The sequence below is a fragment of the Acidithiobacillus sp. genome (genome assembly GCF_023256195.1).
Taxonomy (GTDB): domain Bacteria; phylum Pseudomonadota; class Gammaproteobacteria; order Acidithiobacillales; family Acidithiobacillaceae; genus Acidithiobacillus_A.
Genome location: NZ_JAGDWX010000032.1, coordinates 23,600 through 46,696 on the forward strand (window position 1 = coordinate 23,600; position 23,097 = coordinate 46,696).

At 62.0% G+C, this 23,097-nt stretch carries 20 protein-coding genes and 1 tRNA gene; 11 read left to right on the plus strand and 10 right to left on the minus strand.

The genetic code is table 11. The features are described 5' to 3' along the window. Both carB and carA read right to left on the minus strand, forming a co-directional pair. Nucleotides 1-3,231, minus strand: a complete 3,231-nt coding sequence (gene carB / locus Q0C23_RS08305; RefSeq protein WP_291511902.1) for a carbamoyl-phosphate synthase large subunit — start codon at nt 3,229-3,231, stop codon at nt 1-3. Further along, entirely contained in the window at nt 3,224-4,369 is a 1,146-nt protein-coding gene (carA, locus tag Q0C23_RS08310) for a glutamine-hydrolyzing carbamoyl-phosphate synthase small subunit (protein WP_291511903.1), read from the minus strand. Before carA ends, carB begins: the two co-directional genes overlap by 8 nt. Nucleotides 4,370-4,795: 426 nt before the next feature. Between carA and Q0C23_RS08315 the strand changes: the two genes are divergently transcribed. Next, entirely contained in the window at nt 4,796-5,173 is a 378-nt protein-coding gene (locus Q0C23_RS08315; protein ID WP_291511904.1) for a hypothetical protein, read from the plus strand. A 35-nt stretch (nt 5,174-5,208) separates the two neighbouring features. Here Q0C23_RS08315 and Q0C23_RS08320 read toward each other — a convergent pair whose 3' ends face one another. Then, nucleotides 5,209-5,403, minus strand: coding sequence for a DUF2892 domain-containing protein (locus tag Q0C23_RS08320; RefSeq protein WP_291511905.1), 195 nt, complete (start codon nt 5,401-5,403; stop codon nt 5,209-5,211). A gap of 375 nt (nt 5,404-5,778) precedes the next feature. Between Q0C23_RS08320 and Q0C23_RS08325 the strand changes: the two genes are divergently transcribed. The 7 genes from Q0C23_RS08325 (at nt 5,779) to Q0C23_RS08355 (ending at nt 12,394) form a co-directional block, all read left to right on the plus strand. After that, nucleotides 5,779-6,930: an outer membrane beta-barrel protein gene (locus Q0C23_RS08325; protein ID WP_291511906.1), complete on the plus strand. Its 1,152-nt coding sequence runs from the start codon at nt 5,779-5,781 to the stop codon at nt 6,928-6,930. Between the two features lie 20 nt (nt 6,931-6,950). Further along, nucleotides 6,951-8,537, plus strand: coding sequence for an amino acid permease (locus Q0C23_RS08330; RefSeq protein WP_291511907.1), 1,587 nt, complete (start codon nt 6,951-6,953; stop codon nt 8,535-8,537). 182 nt (nt 8,538-8,719) lie between these two features. Further along, the gene (locus Q0C23_RS08335; RefSeq protein ID WP_291511908.1) at nt 8,720-9,688 is read left to right on the plus strand and encodes a polyprenyl synthetase family protein; all 969 of its coding nucleotides are present in this window, start codon (nt 8,720-8,722) and stop codon (nt 9,686-9,688) included. A gap of 3 nt (nt 9,689-9,691) precedes the next feature. Continuing rightward, a tRNA-Pro gene (locus tag Q0C23_RS08340) sits at nt 9,692-9,768 on the plus strand. Between the two features lie 258 nt (nt 9,769-10,026). Continuing rightward, nucleotides 10,027-11,784: a penicillin-binding protein 2 gene (locus Q0C23_RS08345; protein ID WP_291511909.1), complete on the plus strand. Its 1,758-nt coding sequence runs from the start codon at nt 10,027-10,029 to the stop codon at nt 11,782-11,784. Then, nucleotides 11,781-12,092, plus strand: a complete 312-nt coding sequence (locus Q0C23_RS08350) for a hypothetical protein (protein ID WP_291511910.1) — start codon at nt 11,781-11,783, stop codon at nt 12,090-12,092. The genes Q0C23_RS08345 and Q0C23_RS08350 overlap by 4 nt, the downstream gene beginning before the upstream one ends. A 56-nt stretch (nt 12,093-12,148) precedes the next feature. After that, entirely contained in the window at nt 12,149-12,394 is a 246-nt protein-coding gene (locus Q0C23_RS08355; RefSeq protein ID WP_291511911.1) for a hypothetical protein, read from the plus strand. Here Q0C23_RS08355 and Q0C23_RS08360 read toward each other — a convergent pair. Beyond that, entirely contained in the window at nt 12,386-14,233 is a 1,848-nt protein-coding gene (locus Q0C23_RS08360) for an ATP-binding cassette domain-containing protein (RefSeq protein ID WP_291511927.1), read from the minus strand. The two genes, Q0C23_RS08355 and Q0C23_RS08360, sit on opposite strands and share 9 nt — an antisense overlap. A 96-nt stretch (nt 14,234-14,329) precedes the next feature. Next, nucleotides 14,330-14,689, minus strand: a complete 360-nt coding sequence (locus Q0C23_RS08365) for a DUF4870 domain-containing protein (RefSeq protein ID WP_291511912.1) — start codon at nt 14,687-14,689, stop codon at nt 14,330-14,332. Between the two features lie 392 nt (nt 14,690-15,081). Between Q0C23_RS08365 and Q0C23_RS08370 the strand changes: the two genes are divergently transcribed. Then, nucleotides 15,082-15,690, plus strand: coding sequence for a uracil-DNA glycosylase (locus Q0C23_RS08370; protein ID WP_291511913.1), 609 nt, complete (start codon nt 15,082-15,084; stop codon nt 15,688-15,690). On the opposite strand, the gene Q0C23_RS08375 is transcribed toward Q0C23_RS08370, so the two are convergent. Together Q0C23_RS08375 and Q0C23_RS08380 are read right to left on the minus strand one after the other, a co-directional pair. Beyond that, complete coding sequence (locus Q0C23_RS08375) at nt 15,651-16,589, minus strand: NAD-dependent epimerase/dehydratase family protein (protein WP_291511914.1); 939 nt, start codon at nt 16,587-16,589, stop codon at nt 15,651-15,653. The two genes, Q0C23_RS08370 and Q0C23_RS08375, sit on opposite strands and share 40 nt — an antisense overlap. Continuing rightward, the gene (locus tag Q0C23_RS08380; RefSeq protein ID WP_291511915.1) at nt 16,589-17,680 is read right to left on the minus strand and encodes an LLM class flavin-dependent oxidoreductase; all 1,092 of its coding nucleotides are present in this window, start codon (nt 17,678-17,680) and stop codon (nt 16,589-16,591) included. Before Q0C23_RS08380 ends, Q0C23_RS08375 begins: the two co-directional genes overlap by 1 nt. A gap of 15 nt (nt 17,681-17,695) precedes the next feature. Between Q0C23_RS08380 and Q0C23_RS08385 the strand changes: the two genes are divergently transcribed. Continuing rightward, nucleotides 17,696-17,935 carry a hypothetical protein gene (locus tag Q0C23_RS08385; protein ID WP_291511916.1) on the plus strand — a complete coding sequence of 80 codons (240 nt, stop codon included), beginning with the start codon at nt 17,696-17,698 and terminating at the stop codon, nt 17,933-17,935. 25 nt (nt 17,936-17,960) lie between these two features. Here Q0C23_RS08385 and orn read toward each other — a convergent pair whose 3' ends face one another. Next, the gene (gene orn, locus Q0C23_RS08390; RefSeq protein ID WP_291511917.1) at nt 17,961-18,563 is read right to left on the minus strand and encodes an oligoribonuclease; all 603 of its coding nucleotides are present in this window, start codon (nt 18,561-18,563) and stop codon (nt 17,961-17,963) included. A gap of 786 nt (nt 18,564-19,349) precedes the next feature. Here orn and Q0C23_RS08395 point away from each other — a divergent pair. Further along, nucleotides 19,350-20,096 (plus strand): response regulator transcription factor, encoded by a 747-nt coding sequence (locus Q0C23_RS08395; RefSeq protein ID WP_291511918.1) that lies wholly within the window; start codon nt 19,350-19,352, stop codon nt 20,094-20,096. 18 nt (nt 20,097-20,114) lie between these two features. Here Q0C23_RS08395 and Q0C23_RS08400 read toward each other — a convergent pair whose 3' ends face one another. Together Q0C23_RS08400 and Q0C23_RS08405 are read right to left on the minus strand one after the other, a co-directional pair. Beyond that, nucleotides 20,115-22,340 carry a TonB-dependent receptor gene (locus tag Q0C23_RS08400; RefSeq protein WP_291511919.1) on the minus strand — a complete coding sequence of 742 codons (2,226 nt, stop codon included), beginning with the start codon at nt 22,338-22,340 and terminating at the stop codon, nt 20,115-20,117. A gap of 51 nt (nt 22,341-22,391) precedes the next feature. Further along, nucleotides 22,392-23,096: an energy transducer TonB gene (locus Q0C23_RS08405; protein WP_291511920.1), complete on the minus strand. Its 705-nt coding sequence runs from the start codon at nt 23,094-23,096 to the stop codon at nt 22,392-22,394. Between the last annotated feature and the right edge of the window lies 1 nt (nt 23,097).

The following is a 23,097-nucleotide window of genomic DNA, read 5'->3' on the forward strand; positions in this document are numbered from 1 at the left end:
TTACCTCGTGTAGGGTGTTGCGAAAGCCAGATCCTGAAGCTTCTCGACGCTCCAGTCGCCGTCCAGAAGGACCCGCAGGGCTGCCGTACCGGCGCTGGCACCCGCCAGGGTGGTGTAATAGGTTAAGCCCATCTGCAAAGCGGCACGGCGGATACTGTAGGAGTCTCGCACCGACTGGCGCTCGTCCACCGTGTTGATGATCATCTGGACCTTGCCGTTCTTGATGGCATCGACGATGTGCGGACGGCCCTCCGTCACCTTGTTGACGTGGGCGCAGTCGATGCCACGCTCCTGCAGATGCGTAGCCGTACCGTGGGTTGCGAGAAGCGAAAAGCCCAGTGTACGCAGGTCCCGGGCGATACGCGCGGCAGCGTCCTTGTCGCTGTCGCGGACGCTGAGAAAGACGGTGCCGGATCGCGGGAAGTGCTCACCAGCGGCGATCTGCGCCTTGAGGAAGGCCTCACCGAAGCTTCTGCCAATGCCCATGACCTCACCCGTCGATTTCATCTCCGGACCGAGGAGCACGTCGACGCCTGGGAACTTGATGAAGGGGAAGACCGCTTCCTTGACGCTGAAGTGGGGACCGGCAGCAATGGCGACCACACCCTGGTCTGCGAGGCTGCGTCCACTCATGGCGCGAGCAGCGATCTTGGCCAGCGGCACGCCGCAGGCCTTGGACACGAAGGGCACCGTGCGCGAGGCCCGGGGATTGACCTCGAGTACGTAGATACGATCTTCCTGCACCGCGAACTGGCAATTCATGAGCCCGATCACTCCCAGGGCCTGACCCAGGCATTCGGCCTGCCGCCGCAGCTCCTCCTGGACGCTTTGGGAGAGGGAGTAGGGTGGCAGACAGCAGGCGGAATCGCCGCTGTGTACGCCTGCCTGTTCGATGTGCTCCATGATACCGGCGACCATGACCTGCTGGCCATCGGCCACGGCGTCCACGTCCACCTCCAGGGCGTCGTTGAGAAAGCGGTCCAGGAGTATGGGCTGATCTTCGGAGACCTTGACCGCCTCCACCATGTAGCGGGCGAGATCCTCCTCGCTGTAGACGATGCGCATGGCCCGCCCACCGAGCACGTAGGAAGGACGCACTACCAGGGGATACCCCAGTTGACGCGCCAGCTGGAGTGCCTCGTCGGTGCTGCGGGCGATGGCATTTTCGGGCTGGCGCAGACCAAGGCGGGTGATGAGCTGTTGAAAGCGCTCCCGGTCCTCGGCCAGATCGATGGAATCGGGACTCGTGCCGATGATGGGCACACCTGCGGATTCGAGATCGTTGGCGAGCTTCAGGGGTGTCTGGCCACCGAATTGGACGATGACCCCGACGGGCTTCTCCAGCGCCACGATTTCCAGCACATCCTCGAGGGTCAGTGGCTCGAAGTACAGCCGATCGGAGGTGTCGTAGTCCGTGGAGACGGTTTCTGGATTGCAGTTCACCATGATCGTCTCGAAGCCGTCGGCATGCAGGGCCATGGCGGCATGGACACAGCAATAGTCGAACTCGATGCCCTGACCGATACGATTGGGTCCGCCACCGAGGATCACGATCTTGGGGCGATCGCTGGGTGCGGCCTCGCATTCGTCTTCATAACTGGAGTAGAGATAAGGCGTCGGCGAGGGGAACTCGGCCGCACAGGTATCCACCCGCTTATAGACGGGGCGCAGGCCCATCTTGTGGCGATGTTCGCGCAGCAAAGACTCACGACAGCCCAGCAGCCGGGCTAGACGGCGGTCCGAGAAACCCATGCGCTTGAGCTGGCGCAGCCGTTCCCGGTCGAGACTGGCCAGCGGCAGGCCGCGCAGGGAATCCTCGGTGGTGACGATCTCGGCGATCTGCTCCAGGAACCATGGATCGATGTGGGTGAGGGCCTGCACCTCCTCTGGTGTCCAGCCACGGCGGAAGGCGTCGGCGATATACCACAGGCGCTCGGGTCCAGCGTTGCGCAGCTCCTGCTCCAGACGGGGCAGAGCCTCGGGCTCGCGCAGATCCAGCTTCTCATCGAGACCGTACACGCCCGTCTCCAGTCCGCGCAGAGCCTTCTGCAGGGATTCCTGGAAGCTGCGGCCCATGGCCATGACTTCGCCCACGGATTTCATCTGGGTGGTGAGGTGGCTATCGGCCTCGGGGAATTTTTCAAAGGCGAAGCGCGGGATCTTGGTCACCACATAGTCGATGGTAGGCTCGAAACTCGCCGGCGTGGCGCCGGTGATGTCGTTGCGCAGCTCGTCCAGGGTGTAGCCCAGGGCCAGCTTGGCGGCGATCTTGGCGATGGGGAAACCCGTCGCCTTGGAGGCCAGGGCCGAGGAGCGGGATACCCGGGGATTCATCTCGATGACCAGCATCCGTCCGTTGCGCGGGTTCACGGCAAACTGGACATTGGAACCGCCGGTATCCACGCCGATCCGGCGCAGCACGGCCAGGGAGGCGTCGCGCATGTACTGATACTCTCGGTCCGTCAGGGTCTGGGCTGGGGCGACGGTGATGGAGTCGCCCGTGTGGATGCCCATGGGATCGAGATTCTCGATGGAGCAGACGATGATACAGTTGTCGGCCCGATCTCGGACCACCTCCATCTCGAATTCTTTCCAGCCGATGACCGATTCCTCGATGAGGATCTCGTGGCTGGGGCTCGCCTCCAGGCCGCGGGCGGCGATTTCCTCGAACTCCTCGCGGTTGTAGGCGATGCCGCCGCCGCTGCCGCCCAGGGTGTAGGAGGGACGGATGATGACCGGGAAACCGATATCTTCGGCGATTTCCCGTGCTTCCTCGAGGGTGTGGGCAAAGGCGGAGCGGGCTACCTCGAGACCGATCTCCTCCATGGCCCGCTTGAAGCGGCCGCGATCCTCGGCTTCCTGGATGGCGTCGATGCTGGCGCCGATGAGCTCCACGTCGAAGCGGTCAAGGACGCCCTCCCGGTGGAGATCCAAGGCACAGTTCAGGGCGGTCTGGCCGCCCATGGTGGGGAGCAGGGCGTCCGGCCGCTCCCGCTCGATGATCTTGGCCACGGTCTGCCACTCCACCGGCTCGATGTAGACGGCATCGGCCATGTCGGGGTCGGTCATGATGGTGGCGGGATTGGAGTTGACCAGGATGACGCGACAGCCCTCCTCGCGCAGAGCCTTGCAGGCCTGCACGCCGGAGTAGTCGAACTCGCAGGCCTGGCCGATGACGATGGGGCCGGCGCCGATGAGCAAGACGCTGTGGATGTCCTCGCGTTTAGGCATGCGGCGTCACCTCTGCCCGGTGGCTGAAACTGGCCACAAATGCATCGAAGATGCTGCTGGCATCGTGGGGGCCAGGACCTGCCTCCGGATGCCCCTGGAAGGAAAAGACGCGGGTGCCGCGCAGGCGCATGCCCTGCAGGCTGCCATCGAAGAGCGAGCGGTGCGTGACCTCGACGCTGGCGGGGAGGGTATCGGCGTCGATGGCAAAGCCGTGATTCTGGCTGGTGATGAGCACGCGGCCCGTGCGCAGATCCTGAACGGGGTGATTGGCACCGTGGTGGCCGAATTTCATCTTGAGACTGCGAGCGCCCAGGGCAAGCCCCAGAATCTGATGTCCCAGGCAGAGGCCGAAAATAGGCAGATCCTGTTCCAGGAGCGCGCGCATGTGCTGCTGCGCACCGTGCAGGGTGGCGGGATCGCCGGGACCATTGGCGAAAAGTACGCCATGGGGGCGCAGAGCGAGTACCTCCTGCGGGCTGGTGTCGGGCGGTACCACGGTACAACGGCAGCCTCTGTCGGCCAGAAGGCGCAGGATATTGCGTTTGGCGCCAAAGTCGTAGACCACTACATGATGGGTAGCGGCGTCCTGCTCCTGCGCCCTGTAGGCTTCCGCCGGGTGCCCGCTGCGCAGGGTCCAGGTGCTGCGCTGCTCCGACGCCACCTCGGCGATGAGATCTGCCCCCTCGAGGCCGGGAAAGGCGCGGGCGGCATCCAGGGCCGTCTCCGGATCCACAACATCGCCCACCAGCACGGCGGCGTTCTGCGCGCCGCCTTCCCGCAAGCGCCGGGTGAGCGCGCGGGTATCGATGTCCGCCAGACCTGGAATCCCCTGTCGGCGCAGATAGTGGTCCAGATCTTCCTCGCTGCGCCAGCTGCTGGGGCGACGGGGCAGGTTGCGGACCACCAGGGCGGAGCAGAAGATGGTTCGTCCCTCGGCGTCTTCGCCGTTAGTGCCGGTGTTGCCGATGTGCGGATAGGTTAGCGTGACGATCTGACCGCGATAGGAAGGGTCGGTGAGGATCTCCTGATAGCCCGTCATCGCCGTGTTGAAGCAGATCTCGCCAACGGCCAGGCCCGGGGCTCCGAAGCCCCGCCCACGAAAGACGCTACCATCCGCCAATACCAGGACTGCCTGCACGCCTCTATCCTCAACTCTGCGCAAAAGCTGCAAAAAAAGGAGGGCAAAGCCTCCCGACATCGACTCGCCATTCTAAAGAGGGGGATGCCTGGGGTCAATTGGACCGCCCGAGGGTGGCTGACCTGCGTCGGCCGGTCCGCTATACTGCGGCCGTCATTGGTGTGGCGGGGTCCTGGAATGGGGATGGCGCGGAAAAGTGTCGGGCTGATAGCAATACTGGCGGTAGCAGGTTGTGCCACCAACAATGGACTGCCGCCGAACACGGTGGCCTACGAGATGTCGGCACCTGCAAGTGCGGCCGCTACCGTAGCAGAGCGGCCTCAAAGCTACCGTCCTGCCCCCTCCCCGGTTCGGCCTCGACCGGTTCCGTCGACACCGACCATCCGCTCCGAGTCCATCAGCCCCGCACCGTCCCAGAGCGCATCCATGTCTGCCCAGGGCGTGGGTCCCGTGACGGCGTTGAGCCCAGCGACGGCGGACTTTAAGACGCGCTGGGAGACGGACCTGCGTCAGGCCCGCAAAGACAGTGCCCAGTGTGCGGGACTGAACGGTGAGGCCCAGAGTCGATGCTGGCAGTCCGTTGCGACCTGGGCCAAGGATCGCTCGTCGAGCTATGAGCAGCTCAGTCGGCAGGAGCAAGGGGCGCGGGTTGAGCAGGCCAGATCGGCAGCGCACTTTTTCTCTGTGACGGCGCAGTGGGCCAGCGCCTGCAGCAGTCTTTCGGCCAATGCCTGCGCAAGCTCTCCCCTCATCGCCCAGATGCAGCAGTGGAAGGAGTCCGTAGGAATCGGCGCCCAGCCCTGACGCTGCGTCAAGGCTCGGGCAGGCACGGTGAAGGCTCAGGATCTGGGCAGCTTACAGGTGCGAATTCCCAGCAGGGAGTAAGCAGGGCAGACTCCCACGAGTCCAGTAATGAGGGGGAGCAGACCTATCCATCCCCACGGCGTCTTGGGGCCGACGAACACCAAGGCGATAAGCACTATCCCGACGACGACGCGAAGCACACGATCGACACTGCCTTCGTTGACTTGCATTTGGATTTCCTCCCGAGGTCCATGTGACCACGTTAAAAGCATCGTCGATGTCGGTGTCAAAGTCCAGAATGGGCGCGGGACGGCGAAGATATTCGGATTCCAAATACTCCGTCATGCTCCGTCCCATCGCTTGATCCTTGCGCCAGCGCCGCGGCATGACCACGGGACAGATGGGGCGATCCAGCACATCATTAATTGTGTAGATAGTGCGATGCTGATGCTCTGTGGGCATTCACGGCAAGGCTTGACCTGTTTCAACGATGGTGTATTAATTTCCTTATGCTCCCTATGCTTGAGGGGGCACGGACCGCGGTATAGAGCCTATGGCCGAGCACCGTCGGAATTCCTCACCACCTACAAAAAGCGAGAAATATCATGCCCAAAACCGTATCGCTGCTTGCGGCATCCGTGACCATTCCTCTCCTGGTTTTTACGACACCAGCCCTGGCCGCAGTTCTGCCGGCCATGCCTCCGAGCGTCAATATCGATGCCGGCCCCTTGGGTCAGGTACAGGTGGGTGGCCTCTTTTCATTTGCGGGCAGAGCCCAGAGCAATGTCTATCCCGGCGCCTCCGGGCCGGCTGGCAAGACTTTCAGCGCCGCCGTGAGCGACGCCCTGATTTCCATTTCCAAGGATACCGGTACCTGGCAATTCTATCTCGAGGGTGGCGCCTATAATTTCTATATAGTGGGTCAGCCGCCGAGTTCCACTGGCAATATCATGAACGCGACCTTTGGTCCTTTGCCCCTGGCTTATATCCAATACACGCCAAGCAAGAATTTCAATGTGCAGATTGGTAAGTTACCAGCCATACCCGGAATTACGCCCCTCACGTCTCTGATTTCGGATTCCTACGGAATCGAGTTCGGGCTGACCGGTGCACAGCAGCAGACCGTTACCCGTGGGATCCAGGCCAATTATACCTTGGGCCCGGTGTCCGCTTCTTTGGCGTGGACGGACGGCCCATATTCCAACCGCTATAACTGGGCCGTGGGTCAGTTGGCGTACAATCTCAGCAAGGCCAGTACCGTCATCGCTCAGGCAGGTGGAAATCTCGGACGTACAGGCTACGCCACCTCAGCAGCTTCAGCCTACCTCAACAATTCCGATTTTTACCTGCTGGGTTACAACTATAGTGGCAGTCGCTGGAATCTCTTCGGCTACGTACAGTACCAGAAGCTGCTGGCGACCCGCCGCGGTGGGCGCAGCCACGGTGATCAGTACGGTGCCAGTATCGATGCCAACTACGCCTTTACACCCCATTACTCCCTCAGTACCCGAGTGGATTACATTGCGTACAGCGATCAAGCGGCGGTAGCGAATCCCGGGAACGGCATGGGTTACGGTCCAGGCAGCCGCGCCGTCTCGCTGACGCTGTCGCCTATCTATCAGTACAAGCACTGGTTTGCCGAGGGTGACCTGAGTTATGTCCACGTCTATCACTATCAGGCGGGCGACGTCTTTGGGCAAAACGGCACTGCGCCAAATCAATTTGTCGCCATGGTCAATGTCGGCTTCCTACTCTGATCACCACAAGGAATTCTGCCATGAAGGGAAAATTGAAACGCGATGTCGGCTTCTCGGGCCTAATCTTCGCGAGCCTCGGAGGCATCATCGGCTCGGGATGGCTGTTCGGCCCGTTGGTGGCAGCACAGACCGCCGGACCCTTGAGCATATTTTCCTGGCTCATCGGTGCCCTGACCATCCTACTGCTGGGCCTGACCTACGCCGAAGTGGGGCCGCTCTTTCCCCGGGCCGGTGCTGCCGCGCACATTGCCAATGTGGTGCATGGCAATCTGCTCGGCAAGATCTGGGCCTGGTTGCTGTTCATGTTCTATATCGCCATTGCGCCTGTAGAGGTGGTGGCGGTCTTGACCTACGCCAACAATTATCTGCCGGGTCTGTTGCAGGGGAATACCGGACTCTTGAGCGGCGTTGGCGTCATAGCGGCTGTGGTGCTGCTGGGCCTCATGTTTCTGCTGAACTTTTTGGGCATCAAACGTGTGGCTCAATTATTCACCGGCATTGGCTGGTGGAAACTGGGCGTGCCTATCCTCACCATCGTCGTGCTCGTGCTGACCAGTTACCACCCCGAAAATCTGCACGTGATGGACTGGCACAGCAGTGTGCACGGCATGTTCGTGGCCGTGGCCTCTTCGGGTATCGTCTTCAGCTACCTGGGCTTTCGCCAGGCTATCGAGCTGGGAGGCGAGAGTCGTGAACCGGGCAAGCACATTCCGGGTGCCGTCATTGGTGCCATCGTCATCGGTGCTCTCGTCTATGTCGGTCTGCAGTGGGCTTTCATCGTCAGCATGCCACCGAGTCAGCTGACCAACGGCTGGCAACATCTGGATTTCAAAGGCCTGTTCGGTCCCTTTGCGGCCATCTCCACCATGCTGGGAATCGGCTGGCTGGCCATTCTGATTTACGCGGATGCTCTCATCTCCCCCGGCGGTACCGCTTTCGTCTATGCCACATCGGCGGCGCGGGCCGTGGTGGCCAACGGCGAGGTCGGGGCCGGTCCATCCGTCTTCACGCGCATCAGTGCCAAAGGGGTACCCTGGGTGGGGGTAATCGTGGCCTATGTGATCGGCTGCCTCTACTTTCTACCCTTTCCCTCCTGGCAGAAGATGGTGGGCTTCATCACGACCATCTCGGTCATTACTTACGGCATCGGTCCTATCGTGCTCTTGCAGTTGCGCCGGTCGGTGCCGGATCTGGATCGGCCCTTCCGATTGTGGGGCGCCCAAGTGATTGCTCCGGTGGCCTTTGTGCTCTCCTCTCTCGTCGCCTTCTGGGGCGGGTTCCAGGCACTGACCTACATTTTTGGGGCTCTCTTCGGCATCCTGGCCGTCTATGGCATCGTTCGTCTGCTGCGCGGCGGGCAAGCGGGGATGGAGTCCGGCTTTTACAACATCACCTGGATCTTCCCGTATTTCATCGGTCTGTGGGTCCTCTCCTATCTCGGACCCAAGGTACTAGGTGGGGTTGGCGACATCGGTTTCTATTGGTCGATGCTGGCCGTTGCGGTGCTTGCGCTGGTGAGCATGCTCTGGGCGCTCAAGGTGACGGTTCCCGATGGCCGGGTGGCCGATTACTTTGCGGCCATGGCCGAGGAGGGCATCTCCCTCTGAGCAGGGATGCCCCCCTGCTTGGGGGGCAATTCGGGTGCTTCCCCGAGGGCGATCCAGTGGGATCGCCCTTTTTATCGCGGTGTTCATCCATTTTTCTTGACAAGCTTCCGAGGCGCTGAGGACAATCCCGATTCCTTGGGGCGCGATGCGCGTTCCGGTTTCATCTCTGGAGACGAGTGCTCATGGATTTTGATGCGGTCAAAGGCCTGGTCGAGGCAGACATGCAAGCAGTCAATCGGGTCATCCATGAGCAGATCCAGTCGGGAGTGCCTACCATTCCGGCCATGGGCGCCTACCTCATCAATGCCGGGGGCAAACGTTTGCGCCCGATCATTCTGCTGCTGGCCGCGCGTATGGGCGGTGAGCGCGGCCCGCGCCCCATCCCCCTGGCGGCGGTGGTGGAGTTCATCCATAGCGCTACCCTGCTGCACGACGACGTGGTGGATGGCTCGGAGCTGCGACGCAACCACGCCACGGCAAATCAGCTCTGGGGCAATGCCGCGGCCGTACTGGTGGGCGATTTCCTCTATGCCCGGTCCTTCGAGATGATGGTGGAAGATGGCGACATGCGCGTCATGGCCACTATGGCCGAGGCCACCAGCGTCATCTCTCAGGGTGAGGTGGCCCAGTTGGAGAATGCCGACGACCCCGATCTAGGTACGGAAGCCTATTTCGCCGTCATTGCCGCCAAGACCGCGAAACTGTTCGAGGCAGCCGCCCGCATCGGAGCCATCGTCAATGCCATGCCGCCGGCGGAAGAGTCCGCGCTGGCGCGCTACGGTTCCCTGCTGGGGGTAGCGTTTCAGCTGATGGACGATGCCTTGGATTATCAGGCGGAGGCCGTCACCATGGGCAAGAATCCGGGCGATGATCTGGTCGATGGTAAGGCTACGTTACCGTTCATCGTCGCCATGCAGCGCTGTGAGCCGCGTGACCGGGAGGTGCTGCGCGCGGCGCTCGGCGATGACAGTCGCCAGCACTTGCCCGCGGTCTTGGAGATCATTGCCAGAACCGGGGCAATTGACTACACTCTGCAATCTGCGCGGGAGCGGGCGGAGGAGGCAGTACATTGCCTCGCAAATTTCGGCCCCGGTCCCGAACGGGATGCTCTGGAATTTCTGGCGCGTTTCTCGGTGCAGAGAGAGTACTGATTTCGGGGCGTGGCTCAGCCTGGTAGAGCGCCGCCTTCGGGAGGCGGATGTCGGAGGTTCGAATCCTCTCGCCCCGACCATTGATATAAGCACTGCCTATCCCTGGGACCCCCAGGGGAGACGGCTGGGGCCGCGGAAGTGATCGTATGTGGAAAATTCTGATCTTGGCTGCTGCGGTCGTCTTTCTGTGGTGGCAGTGGCGCCGTCGTCGTCCGGTTTCCCATGTCACCCGTCCCCTGCAGTCCCTGCGAGAATGTCCCCGCTGCCAGCGTTACACCTCGGCGGATCACTGCACAGAGTCCGACTGTCCCCTGCAGACTCCGCAGACGCACTGAGCCATGTCTGGCCAGGATCCACGCAAGCTTCACAGAAAACTTCCGGGCTGGCGCGCGGCGGCGCTCTTTGCTGTAATCGTTCTCGCGTTCGTCGCGGTTCTGGTCCGCGATGCCGAGGTGCAGGGTTGGCTGTCCCAGCATCTGCGCAGTCAAGGCGCCATCCGGATGATCCAGGAACGGCCCCTGCCGGCGGCGCGGGGCAGCATCCTCGCGGACAATGGACAGGCTTTGGCGGTGAATGTACCGGCAGTGACGGTGTGGGTTGACCCACGCATCTTCGCGCGGGAAAAGGCGCAGTGGCCCAGCGTTGCGCAGGTTCTCGGCCTGACGCCGGCGGAACTGGCACAGCGGGTCGATGCCGGTGGCGCGGACTTTGCGTACCTGGAGCGGCAGGTCCTGCCACAGCTGGGGCAGAGCATCTCGGCCATGCACGTTCCGGGACTTTACGTGCAAAAAACCAGCCGCAGCTATTATCCTCTGGGGCCTGTGACGGCGCCCCTGATCGGGCTGGTTCACCTGAACCACCACGGTGCCGCTGGTCTCGAGCGCGGCTACGACAGTTGGTTGAGCGGTCAGCCGGGCGAAGAAAAGGTGCTCGTCGACGGCAAGGGGGAGGTGCTGCGCGTGCTGGGCAGACCGCGGCCGCCCGTGAACGGTCACGATCTGCATTTGACCATCGATCCCCAGATTCAGTATTGGGCCTACATGACCCTGCGGGCAGCGCAGAAGCATTTTGGTGCCGAGAATGGCTCGGCCGTGGTGATGAATGTGCACACCGGCCAGATTCTGGCCATGGTCAGCGTACCTTCCTGCAACCCCAATACCCGGGACGGCTGCACGAATCCGTCGGACTACGTCAACAATGCCGTGCATCAGGCCTTCGAGCCGGGTTCGGTGATGAAACCCTTCATGGTGGCAGCGGCGCTGGCTACCGGCAGCATCCGCCCCGACCAGCATTTCAACGTGTCCCACTGCCTGCCGGTGGGCGGTTTCTGCATCCGGGACGACGTGGTCCATCGGGAGTTGGACGTAGCGCATATCCTCAAGTATTCCAGTGACGTGGGGGCCGCCAAGATTGCTTTGCGCACCCCCGCAGAAGCCATCGCCCAGATGTATCGGGCCGCGGGTTTCGGTGAGCCGGCGCCATTGGGCTTCGACGAGGCAACGGCGGGTGTATTGCCACCGGCGCAGAGCTGGGATCGCGCGCGTCATGCCACCATCGCCTTGGGCTATGGTGTATCGGTGACCACGCTGCAATTGGCGGAAGCCTACGCCGCCATCGCCAATGGTGGCTACCACGTGCAGCCGGTGCTGGTGGCTGGGCAGACGGGCCAATCCCGCCGTATCATGTCAGCCGCCATCGCCAACCACCTGCGACACTGGCTCGAAGGCGTCTGTGCCGCCAATGGCACAGGCATATTGGCCGCCATCCCGGGCTACGCGGTAGCGGGCAAGACGGGTACCGCCAACCTCGCCAATGGCAAGGGCGGTTTCAACAAAAAGAAGACCAACGCGACCTTCGTCGGTTTTGCTCCGGGTTTTGCACCGGACCTCGTCATGGCGGTATCGTTACGCGGCAGCACGCGCTATTGGAATTTCGGCGGAGTAGAGGCGGCGCCGGTCTTTCGGGTAACCATGCGCCACGCTCTGCAGCGGCTGAACATCGCGCCCCGCTGGTGCGGCACGCGCGCCTGCGTGAGCAAGGACGCCAACGTCTCTACCACGCAGGCGGAGATCTGGGCAGAAGGAGGTGGCAAGTGAGCAGACTGGATCGTTGGGTGGCGGGCGTCCTCGCGACTGGCGTTGCCCTGATTCTTCTGGGAATTCTGGTGGTGGCACTGAACACCCGGATTCCCATCGCCCACATCTATGTGAACGCCGCTGGAGCGCGGGCGCTGGAAGCCGCGGGCGTTGCGGTGCACCGTGCTGCCGACTGGCCCGGGGCATTCCGCGCCAATCCCCGCAACACTGCGGCAGCCTTTCTTCCCAGCGCCGAGCTGTATTTTGGCGGGGATCGGCGGGTGCAGCTCCCGCGTCGAGATGTCCTGCTGTGGGTCTATCGAGGGTGAGACCACTGGCCGATCGGATCCCAGCGCTGGGCCCGCTACTACGGGGAGTCGGGGCGGTGCTCTTGGTACTCTTGGCAGTACTCGTGCTGCTGGCTGTGAACGGGCTGCTACTCATCCCGGCTTTGCTGCTGTCCTATGATCTCTTGGATATCGCCTGGCAGTGGCAAGGCTTTTTACCGGACCCGGTGCCATCGCCCGGACCCTGGACCAGCCTGTTTATCGGACTGGTGGCGTCGTTCTTGTTGGCTCTGGTGAATGGCGTGGCTCTGGGGCTGTGGACGCGTCGCCAGCGCTCAAGCTGAGGCTTCACTGGCTTTGCTTTCCAGAAGTGCCCAGCGGGCGTAGGCCGCATCCAGTTCCGCGGCGACGGTTTTGGCCTCCTCCTGGATGCTCTTGAGCCGGTCCGGCTCCCGGTACAGGTCGGGGTCGGCGAGAGCGGCGGCTATGCTCTCTTGGCGCGCTTCCAGAGCTTCGATCTGGGCTGGGAGCTGCTCGAGATCCTGTCGCTCGCGAAAACTCAGGCCAGCCTTGCGCGGTTTTTCTTTCTCGCGCGTGAGCTTGCGCGCGATCGGCATAAGCGAATCGCCCGCGTGTGGCGGCTCTGCCTGCTGCTGCCACGCCTCCCAGTCACTGTAGCCGCCCGCCATGTTGAGCCAGTGCCCGTCGCCGCGACTGACGAGGACCTGGGTAGCCACCTGGTCGAGGAACTCGCGATCGTGGGAAACGAGGATGACGGTGCCTGGAAAAGTCTGAAGGCGTTCTTCCAAAACCTCGAGGGTTTCCAGGTCGAGGTCGTTGGTAGGCTCATCCAGCACCAGCAGATTGGCGGGCCGCGCGAAGAGACGGGCCAGCAGTAGGCGGGCGCGTTCGCCGCCCGATAGGGCCTTGACAGGCCCACGGGCGCGACCAGGTGGGAAGAGAAAATCCTGCAGATAGCTGAGAACATGGCGGCGCTCGCCACCGATGTCCAAGAAGTCGCTGCCATCGGCCACGGCATCGACGACGCGCATGTCGGGGTCGAGTTGGGCACGGAACTGGTCGAAGTAAGCAAGCTCCAGCCGGGTACCCTGGCGTACCTGGCCCTTCTGTGGGGGCAACTCCCCAAGGATTAGACGCAGCAGCGTGGTTTTCCCCACCCCATTGGGCCCGACGATGGCGATCCGGTCGCCGCGCTCAATGCGGATGGACAGATCCTCGACAATGGGTCGATCGTCGTAGGAGAAAGACACATGGGTCAGTTCTGCCACCAGGCTGCCGGAGCGTTCGGCGGCGGCAATATCCAGACGCGCCGTCCCGAGCCGTTGGCGCCTTTGTCGGCGCTCATCGCGCAGACGCTCCAGGCGACGCAGACGGCCTTGGTTACGCTTGGCGCGCGCCTTGACGCCTTGGCGCAACCAGGCTTCCTCTTCGGCCAACTGTCCCTCCAGCCGCTCCGATGCGGCCGCCTCGGCAGCCAGCATCTCCTCCTTACGCTTGAGGTAATCGCGAAAGCTGCCGGGAAAGCTGCTGAGCTTGCCACGGTCCAGTTCGACGATGCGCGTGGCAAGACGATCGAGAAAGCGGCGGTCGTGGGTGATGAATACCAGGGTTCCCCGATATCGGGCCAGGGTTTTTTCCAGGGTGTCTATACCGGCCAGGTCCAGATGATTGGTGGGCTCGTCCAGAAAAAGTAGGTCGGGTTCACCCATGAGGGCCTGGGCAATAGCGACCCGTTTGCGCTGCCCGCCAGAGAGTGCGGCGATCCGCCCGGATTCCGGCAGGCCCAATTGATCGCGCAAACTCTGCGCCCGCGCGGTGACGGTCCAGAAATCCGGATGGTCCGTCGGTTCGGCGGTACCCTGCGGACTTGCTTGCGCTGCTTGGTGCAGCGGGTGCCCTGCGCAGATGGCGTCCAGCAGATCCTGGTCTTCTGGCAGTTCCGGTTCTTGGGCCAGGTAGGCAGCGTGCAGTCCGGAAGACCAAGAGAGTCGACCGCCGTCCAGAGGGTAGAGCCCTGCGAGCACCTGCAGCAGGGTCGACTTACCCTCCCCATTACGGCCGATGAGACCTACCCGCTCGCCCTCATCGAGCACGAGGTCGGCACGATCCAGAAGCGCACGCCCCCCCCATTCGACCTGGCCCTGGTCCAACTGCAAAACCATCCCCACGGTATTTCGTCTCCTCGCCCTCTGCTACCGGCACACGGACGCGCACCGGCCTCACAGCTTAGAGGGCGAGAGTCCATGGGGCAAGGACCCCTATTTCAAAAGGCGCAGGGCGATGGGATAGCGGAAGTCCGCACCATTGCTGGATTGTACCGCAGCCAGAATGCAGAACACGATGTTGACGAGGAACAGAAGCCCAAAGAACACCAGACCGACGAGCAGCATGGCTAGAATACCGGAGATCAGGTAGGCGATGAGCAGCGTGATCTGAAAATTCAGAGCCTCCAGGATCTGACTGCGCAGCCAGGGACTGGCACTGTCTTTCTTGACAAGGTAGAGGACCAAGGGGACGATGATGCCGAGGAGGATTCCGCTCAAATGGACGATGGTGGCCGTGTTGGTATCTTCGGAACTCGGTCGGCTGGTGGAAATGGCCTGTTCGGGTGATTCCATGGTACGCTCCCTGGGGTGGTTGATTTCGTGACGATTTTAATGAGCAACACCGCTTTAGTCCAGTATTTTTCGCCAGCGTTTTTTGCGGGCGAGCGGGATCCCAGGAGCAAAGAACGGCGAATCCCGTGGCATTCCTCATGAATCCGCGGCAACGCCGTTTTTTTGAGGTTCTGGGTCTGGATCTTGCGGGATTTCCGGTCTCGAACCCCGGCGCCGAGCTGGGCCCAAAGTCGATGTCTCTGTCTTCTGCGGTGCCACAACCGTCTGCGCGAACCCCGTCAAACCTGCCACATCCAGCGCCGGCTCGCATCGAACCGGTTGCTGCAGAGCCGGAACGCGAGGACGTCCGGGCGCCGGCGAGCGCGAACGAGTGCAGCGCCGACAATGTGGGCGTGGATGAGCAAAGTCGACACGCCATCGCGGCCATGGACTGGTCGACCCTGAAGGATAGCATTGCGGCCTGTCGCGCCTGCAGCCTGGGGAACACCCGGCAGAATGCTGTGGTAGGCGCCGGCAGTCCCACGGGATCCTGGTTCTTCGTTGGCGAGGCGCCAGGGGCGGAAGAGGATCGGCGCGGGGAAGCCTTTGTGGGTCGCGGCGGTCAGCTTCTGGACGCCATGCTGGCGGCCATGTCTCTGAGTCGCACTCGGGACGTCTACATCGCCAATGTGCTCAAATGCCGCCCGCCCAACAATCGTGACCCACAGGGTCCGGAAGTGCAGTCCTGCCTACCGTATCTGGAGCGCCAAATTGCCTTGGTCCAGCCCCGGATAGTGGTGGCCATGGGACGCTTCGCCGCGCAGTCCCTATTGCAGACCACCACTCCCATCGGGCAACTTCGTGGGCGTGTCTGGGAATACCGCGGCATTCCTCTGGTGGTGACCTATCATCCGGCCTATCTGCTGCGCAATCCCCTGGACAAACGCAAGGTCTGGGAGGATCTGAAACTGGCGCTCTCCGTTTATCCCAAGGACTCGCCGCGCACCGATGCGATGGCTTGAGCGACATCGTGACGAGCCCGCCAGCCCAGCTCTGCCTCTGCCTTGCGACAGTCCACCACCAGAGGATGCTCGAGCCCGAGTAGCCAGCCGGGGTCTCCCATGGCTCGGACCAAAGGACGCAGGCGTCGGTGGATTTCGTGCATCTGCCGTGGCGACAGGGGCAGCGACCAGCGGCGGGGAATGCTCGACCAGGGGATCGGGTCCGGTGCGGCGATGTTGTAGGCGCCTGGACGATCCTGTGTCAGAGCTGCCAGCACGGCGCCTATGGCATCCTGCTCGTGGATGCATTGCAGGGGCAAGTCGGGATCGGGCAGGCGTAGACCGAAGGGACTCGTGGCGATGTTGTTGACGAGAGGCTGGGCTTGCGGCCCGACGATGGCATGCAGGCGCAGGCGGGTGATGCGCAGGCGCGGATTGCTGGCGGCGTGTTCATCCAGTAGCCCTTCCACAGCCACCTTGTCCTCCGCGTAAGCAAAGCCTGGGTTGGGACGCAACCTCTGCTGCTCATCGATGATGGCGGGGTTGTCGGGCCAGGCGCCATAGACCGCGACGCTGCTGCTGTAGATGAGACGATGGACGCCTGCGGTGCGCATGGCCTCCAGGAGCGCGCGAGTCCCCTCGCGATTACTGGCCGCCATGCGTTCCCGCCACGCCTTGCCCCAGCCGAGGTGCGGACTCAGGACCACGAAGGCGAGGTGGATGACGAGATCGACGCCCGCCAACAGTACCGGGAGATCCGGATCGCGCAGGTCGCGCTGCCAGCAACGGAGCCTGGGATGGGTCGAATGGGCCGCTACCCGATCCAAGGCCAGCAATTCGTGTTCCGGAAAACGATGGAGAAGCTCCGCCACGAGCAACCTGCCCATGTGGCCCGCGGCGCCCGTGACCAGAATACGCATCAGGCGGCGTCGGCGTCCTCGTGCTCGAGGCCGGGCAAGACCTCTCTCGCCAAGATTTCCAGAGATCTCTGGGTTACTTCGCTGGGCACCATGCCTGCGCCCACCGCGAGAATCAGACGATCCACTCCGGCGCGTGCGTAACGAGAAAGCTTGCGGCGGCAGCTGGCGGGATCGCCCACGACCACCATCCCCATGTTTTCCAACAGGCTCAGGCTCAGACCGCGACGCAGCAGGGGCTCCAGAAAGCCAAGGCGATGATAGTACTCATAGCTTTCCCGCAACTGCGCGAGAACCGGACGGGTCTGGTCCAGAAGCCGCTGGTAGTACCAAGCAAAACCGGCCGCCAGTTGCCGGGCCTCCCTCTCATTTTCGAGGCAGAGACAACCGATGGTCATGGCGAAACGGGGATTCTGGCCGGGTGTTACCGTGGCGGTACCGTGATGCTCCCGCCAGGCCCGACGATAGGATTTAAGGTCCTGTTTAATGAGAAACCAAGGCTTGAAGGGGCCGCTCAAGACACCGATACCCTCTTTTGCTGCCCATTGAAAGCTCGGCGGGCTCACCGCTGCTGTCCACAGCGGTGGGTGAGGGCGCTGCACCGGCTTGGGCAGAATGTCGAGATCCTCGAAGTCGTAGATCTCGCCGTGATGGCTGAAGGCACCGCCCGGCGCCCGGCGAAGGATAGCGAGGCCTTCCTCGAGGTGGCGGCGGCTTTGCCCCATGTCGCTACCGAAGAGGCGATACTCTTTCGGCGAAAAGCCCCGGCCCAGGCCGAGCTCCAGCCGTCCTCCGCTGAGAATGTCCAAGGCTGCCGCTTTCTCGGCAACGCGCACGATGTGCTGATAGGGCAGAACCACCACGGCATGGCCGAGACGCAGCCGCTCGGTGCGCTGGCTGGCGGCCCCCAGGAACACTTCCGGCGCACTGGAGTGCGAATACTCGCGCATGAAATGGTGTTCCACAAACCAGGCGCCGTGGAAGCCGAGACGATCGGCCAGTGTCAGCTCCGCAAGGGTTTCGTGATAGACTTGTGCCTCGGAGCGCCCGAGGTGCTCGGGTACCGCCAGCTCGTAGAAGAGATCCACCTGCATGATCGGGAGTCCCCCATGTCTTTGACGCCGCCCCACATCGCCGAGCGCCTGCAGATCGCCATTCTAACATCGGAACAGATGCGTCTGCACTGGGAAGATCCCGACAGTGGCATGCATTACTATGAGCGGGTACTGCCTGTGGCTCTGGAGTCGTCCGGCGATGGCGATCTGCTGCGCTGTCGACTCCTGGATGAGGATCGTGAGATTCAGGTGCCCGTGGCGCGTATCCGCAATCTGCCGACACCGGTGAAGTGACCCAGGTGACGGCTCTCCGCCGGGGTCAGGGCAGTTCAGCGTCATCCGTCTCGCCAAAATCTCCCGCGCTGCCAGCGACGAAAAGACGTTGTGGGAACAGGTGCTCGCGGTAGTAGAGCAGCTCGCCTATGGATTCGCGAATATCCGCCAAAGCTTCGTGGCGCTCGGTCTTGGGGTAGCGCGGCAGGTTGGGATACCAGCGGTGGGCCAGTTCCTTGATGGTACTGACGTCGATGAGACGGTAATGGAGAAAACGCTCGAGGCGGGGCATGAGACGGGCTAGAAAACGACGGTCCTGACAGACGCTGTTTCCACAGAGCGGTGCCGTTCCGGGCTGGACGTGGGCTTGCAGAAAATCCAGGGTCTGGGCCTCCACTGCGCCGAGGTCGAGGCGGCTTTCGCGCACCCTCTGGGTGAGTCCAGAGTTTCCGTGGGTGCGTTGATTCCAGTCGTCCATGGCGGCAAGCACACTCTCACTTTGATGTACGGCCAGTACCGGCCCTTCGCTGAGGATGCGGAGCTCGTTGTCGGTGACGATGCTCGCAATCTCGAGTATCTGATCACGCTCCGGACTCAGGCCCGTCATTTCGAGATCGATCCAGACCAGGCGCTGCGTTTTCGGATCCATACCGTGCTCCTCCGTGACCAGCTTCAGTCTAGCACGATGGGCTCGGGGTAAAAAAAGACGGGCTTGTGAGCCCGTCCAATAGCCGCAAAACAACCGCTACAAAACTCGCCTGGACACCGTACTCCTTACCTGCGTCTTTCCCTTCGGATGCTACGCTCCCTTTCATCTTGAGGCTTGGGCCAGATCTCCAATGCCCATCCAGAATATCCCTGCCGTGTTTCCAGATTATTTCCGATAACGCCTGTTTTGCTGCCCCGAGAGCCGGGATAAAAAAAGACGGACTCAGGAGTCCGTCCAATAGCCGCAAAACAACCGCTAAAACTTCTAGGGTCGATCCCCTGTCCTTTCTCGGGGCTTGACCGTGTCTATCGCTCCATCACATTTGAGGTTTGGGTCACTAAGCCTCACTGCGCACTACTATGCTATCTTAATGTTTCGAGAATATTTCCGGCTGATCGCCCATTGGGTAGAGTCACTGTCTGCGGCTTCGTCCGCCGTTTTCCGGGGTGGTCTCAGCTTGGGTTCCGTCGCGGGATGGATACCACAATGGTGCCTCGATAGGTCCGGGCATGGATTGGGGAGGCGCAGGTGAGGGCTCTCGTGGGTTTTGGGATGGTCGCCGGAACAAAAAAGTGACGGGCGCAAGGCCCGTCCAATAGCCGCAAAACAACGAGAACCGCGTGGATGGCCGCTCCGAAGCGTCATCATCCGACGCGAATGTGTGGATTATTCCCGAGAATTGTTTCAGAATTATTTCCGGATCCCTGGGAGAGGAGTCTGAAGCGCGTGGCCGTGGTACTCATCGTCGATGACGACCAACGCTTGGCGGCTTTGCTGCAGGATTTTCTGCAGGCAGAAGGGATGGTGGTGCGAGTCGCCAGTAACGGCCGAGAGATGTGGCAGCAGCTGGCGGCCGAACCCGCGGACGTCGTGGTGATGGACTGGATGCTGCCCGGCGGCCAGGACGGCATCAGTCTGGTGCGGGAGCTGCGCGCGAAGTCAGGGCCGCCCATCCTTATGCTTTCGGCCAGAGGCGAGGACGAAGAACGCATTCACGGGCTGGAGAGCGGGGTCGAGGATTATCTTGCCAAGCCCTTCAACGCTCGAGAGTTGCTGGCGCGATTGAAGGTTTTGCTGCGTCGGGCCGGTCGTGGCGACCCTGGCCGCTTACTGCACTTTGGTCCCTTCGTTTTGGATCTGGTGGAGCGACGCCTGTCGCGCGATGGTGAGGTCGTGGAACTCAGTCCTGCCGAGATGGACCTGCTACTGGTATTTGCCCAACGACCCAATCGAGCCCTCAGCCGGGACCAACTGCTACAGGCCCTCGGAGGAGATGACGAGGGACGATTCGATCGCAGCATCGATGTTCGGGTGACACGGCTGCGCAAACTGATTGAAGAAAATCCGCGCCAACCGCAGTTTCTCCTGACAGAGCGTGGCGTGGGCTACCGCTTCACGCCAAGAGACGCGAAGGCGGCGAGCCACGCCGAGATGGGGTCGGCCGACGATACCCCTAAGGGCATTGCCGGCTGACTCGGGCGTCGTCAGCGTTTAGAAGCTTGCCGTGACGCTGCCGTAGAAGGAGCGCGGTGCCTGAAAGTTGAAGGTATCGCCGGGAGAGGGCTGCGCGCTCTTGACCTTGGCCTTGTACGCGCCGCGTTCATCCGTCAGATTGTAGACATCGAAGCCAAGCCGCAGCTTCTTGACCCGCGGCAGGGGCGAGACGATGTCATAGCCGAGCTTCAAATTGAGATTGTTGAGGGGTGCCAAGGGGTACTGGGCATCGTCACGAACGTATTGACGACCGGTACGTTTGTAAACCAAGGCGAGGTGATAGGGCCCCATATCGTACAGCAGAGCTGCGGCCGCCGTGTAGCGCGGCGCTCCCGATATGGTCAAGTTGGTCGCCTTGGATTTGGCGCTGTTGATGGAGCCGTTGGCGTAGATGGCAAGCCCATTGCCGAGGGCGTAAGTCGCTTCGCCCTCGACCCCTTTGTAGATGACCCCGCCCTGGTTGTAGTAGTAGGGATCGCTCAAAGGCGAGTTTGGATCGATGGCATAGCGGTTGTTGAAATCGATGTAGTAGAGATCGGCATCCCAGACCCAGTGCTCGGATTGGTGGTTGAAACCCAGCTGATAATTGGTAGTGGTCTCCGGCTGCAGACGATTTTTCTCGCCATTGGCCGTCTGCAATACGTCCAGCGGCGGTGCGAGAAAGCCTTTGGCAAACTGCAGATAAGCCGAGTTTTCAGGATTGAGGCGATAATTTACGGTCAGGAAAGGCAGAGTGCTATGGTAGCTCTGTTGATAGAAGGCTGGCAGTCGCGAGTTCTGGTTGATGAGTGCGCTCATGCTGCGGGTGAAACGTAGGTATTTGATGCCGGGTGTGATGGTGAGGGACTCCATCGGGCGCCAAGCGAACTGAGCAAAGGGTTGCAGGTTGCGCGTTCCAGAGTGCTGATCGAACTGGATGTTGTTTATGCCGGGAAGGATTCCGGGCACCGGCTTCTGATCGTAATTGGGCGCACCCGTCAGAAGATCGTAATCCACACGCCCACGCTGGGTCGCTCCCGTTTCTACCCACAGACCCGCCGTGGCGCGACCAAAAGACCAATCCTTGTGTAGGCGCAGAATGTTGCCAACCAGCCAATAGCCGTTGAGTTTGTCGTAGCCCGGTATTCCTAGGGATTTCTTGCCGTTGCCAAGGATCACCGCACCGAGTCCCGCCAGGGGATCCTTGGCCGAGCTGGACAGGGTACTGTTGTGATAGAAGTAGTAGTACACCGTATCGTCCAGCGAAAAACCCTCCCCGAGGGTGCTCTGCAACCGCAGATAACTGAAGCCCGTATGCTTTCGCGTACGGTTGTAGGCGTAATAGTTGGCCATGAGGGGATTGTTGCCGAGCGCGAAATCCTTGCCGAAACGCTGGGCCAGAGCTTCCGTCAACTGCCCTTTGGTGGCATCGGACTGATAATACGTATTCCAATTGAAGGTGGTGAGCAGGGTCACCAGAGTGTTCTCGCCCAGGGGTACGAGCATCTTGAAGAGGACGTTGTCGCCTTTCACGGGCGAGAAGCTCTGATAGCCATCGCTGCTGTTGTGTTGATAATTGACGAGGTAGCGTGCCCCGCCCAACCACGGCAGCGCTCCGCTATTGGCGCGGGCCTTGAAGAGCAGGGTATTGTCGGAACCGTAAAGGAAGCCCATCTTGCCCGAGGGTGTGGCGCTGGGATTTGGGGAAAAGAGATTGACGGAGCCGCCAAAGGTGGCGTAGCCGAGGTTGTCGGCGTTGCCGGGACCGCGCTCCACGACCACCCGATCGATGGTGGAAGCGGGGAAGTAGGCGGTGGAGTGGTGGGTAAAGTCGTTGGTATCGCCGAAGGGGATGCCGTCGTAGGTCATGTTGAACTCTCCGTCGCCGAATCCGCGAAGGTTGAGCTTGGACTCCCCAATACCGGGTCCATTGCTGTTGAAGCCCCCGGAAACACCCGGTGCAAGATTTGCAATCTGATTGAAATCGGCATCCCCCAGTACGGCGTTGTCGATGAAGCGGGAGTCGATGATCGTGGACGGCTCCGTGGCAGAGAGCGGAGCCTTGCCCGGAGCCAGGGCCGGAGCACTCTGCGGCCCATAATGCGCCATGGAAGGCGCCCCCCCACCGTCCGGGGTAGAGTCCACCGCCGTGACGGTCCCGAGGGACTGGCTCTCGGCCAGTGCCGTGCCCGGCAGGAAACTAAGAACCACGGCAATTCTCAGGGCTTTCATACTTAGTTGCATTGGCTTAGACGCTCCTTCTCGATCAGCGGAATTTCTGTGTTTCCCTTGCCTTCAGTCGTTGCGCAGCACGAACTGCACCACTACGTCCAGGCTGTAGGTTTTGTTCTCGAGTTCTTTAGGTGTGGGCGGCAGACGCGCGCTGCGTACGGCCGCCAGAGCCGCGCTGTCGAAGGCCTCCAGACTGCCTTTGCGGAGGATGCGCAGATCCGTTACCGCGCCGTTACGCAAGGTGAAGTGCACCAGGACTTGGCCCTGTTCTCCCAGCATTCGGGCGGCCTCGGGAAAGTGCACAGCGGCCTGGATAGCGCCTTTCACCTGGGCGAGGTAGTCGGCCTTGACTGCGGGATTCACGGGAGCGGGAGGCGGGGGCGGCGTCTCCGGCACCGGTTCCGGGGGCGGTGCTTGCACCGGGCTGGGGAGAGGGCTCGGCGGCAGCGTCTCGCGCACCGGCTTGGGCGTCGGAGCCGGTTTGGGCGTGGGCTTCGGCGTGGGCTTTGGCACCGGCTTGGGCGTGGGTTTAGGCGGCGTCGGAGTGGGCTTGGGGGGCGGCGGCGTCGGTGGCAGCGGTTTGGGCTCCTGCACGAGCTGCAGCTGCATGGGTGGGAGGGCAGCGGGGGGTGGAGAGGCGTGCTGGGTCTCCCAGAGGATCAGGGCGAGCAGTATCGCCTCCACCACGATGGCGAGAACCCAGGCTTTCCGCTGCGTGCGCGGCTCGACACACAGTTCTGCCGGGAGCTGGCGAAAGTCGACGGCCATG

What these genes read in the sequence shown, in the direction of transcription:
- carB (WP_291511902.1), bottom strand. Translation starts at nt 3,231, where the DNA reads ATGCCTAAACGCGAGGACATCCACAGCGTCTTGCTCATCGGCGCCGGC.
- Q0C23_RS08315 (WP_291511904.1), top strand. Translation starts at nt 4,796, where the DNA reads ATGTCTGCCCAGGGCGTGGGTCCCGTGACGGCGTTGAGCCCAGCGACG.
- Q0C23_RS08320 (WP_291511905.1), bottom strand. Translation starts at nt 5,403, where the DNA reads ATGCAAGTCAACGAAGGCAGTGTCGATCGTGTGCTTCGCGTCGTCGTC.
- Q0C23_RS08325 (WP_291511906.1), top strand. Translation starts at nt 5,779, where the DNA reads ATGCCCAAAACCGTATCGCTGCTTGCGGCATCCGTGACCATTCCTCTC.
- Q0C23_RS08330 (WP_291511907.1), top strand. Translation starts at nt 6,951, where the DNA reads ATGAAGGGAAAATTGAAACGCGATGTCGGCTTCTCGGGCCTAATCTTC.
- Q0C23_RS08335 (WP_291511908.1), top strand. Translation starts at nt 8,720, where the DNA reads ATGGATTTTGATGCGGTCAAAGGCCTGGTCGAGGCAGACATGCAAGCA.
- Q0C23_RS08345 (WP_291511909.1), top strand. Translation starts at nt 10,027, where the DNA reads ATGTCTGGCCAGGATCCACGCAAGCTTCACAGAAAACTTCCGGGCTGG.
- Q0C23_RS08360 (WP_291511927.1), bottom strand. Translation starts at nt 14,233, where the DNA reads ATGGTTTTGCAGTTGGACCAGGGCCAGGTCGAATGGGGGGGGCGTGCG.
- Q0C23_RS08365 (WP_291511912.1), bottom strand. Translation starts at nt 14,689, where the DNA reads ATGGAATCACCCGAACAGGCCATTTCCACCAGCCGACCGAGTTCCGAA.
- Q0C23_RS08375 (WP_291511914.1), bottom strand. Translation starts at nt 16,589, where the DNA reads ATGCGTATTCTGGTCACGGGCGCCGCGGGCCACATGGGCAGGTTGCTC.
- Q0C23_RS08380 (WP_291511915.1), bottom strand. Translation starts at nt 17,680, where the DNA reads ATGCAGGTGGATCTCTTCTACGAGCTGGCGGTACCCGAGCACCTCGGG.
- Q0C23_RS08385 (WP_291511916.1), top strand. Translation starts at nt 17,696, where the DNA reads ATGTCTTTGACGCCGCCCCACATCGCCGAGCGCCTGCAGATCGCCATT.
- orn (WP_291511917.1), bottom strand. Translation starts at nt 18,563, where the DNA reads ATGGATCCGAAAACGCAGCGCCTGGTCTGGATCGATCTCGAAATGACG.
- Q0C23_RS08400 (WP_291511919.1), bottom strand. Translation starts at nt 22,340, where the DNA reads ATGCAACTAAGTATGAAAGCCCTGAGAATTGCCGTGGTTCTTAGTTTC.
- Q0C23_RS08405 (WP_291511920.1), bottom strand. Translation starts at nt 23,096, where the DNA reads ATGGCCGTCGACTTTCGCCAGCTCCCGGCAGAACTGTGTGTCGAGCCG.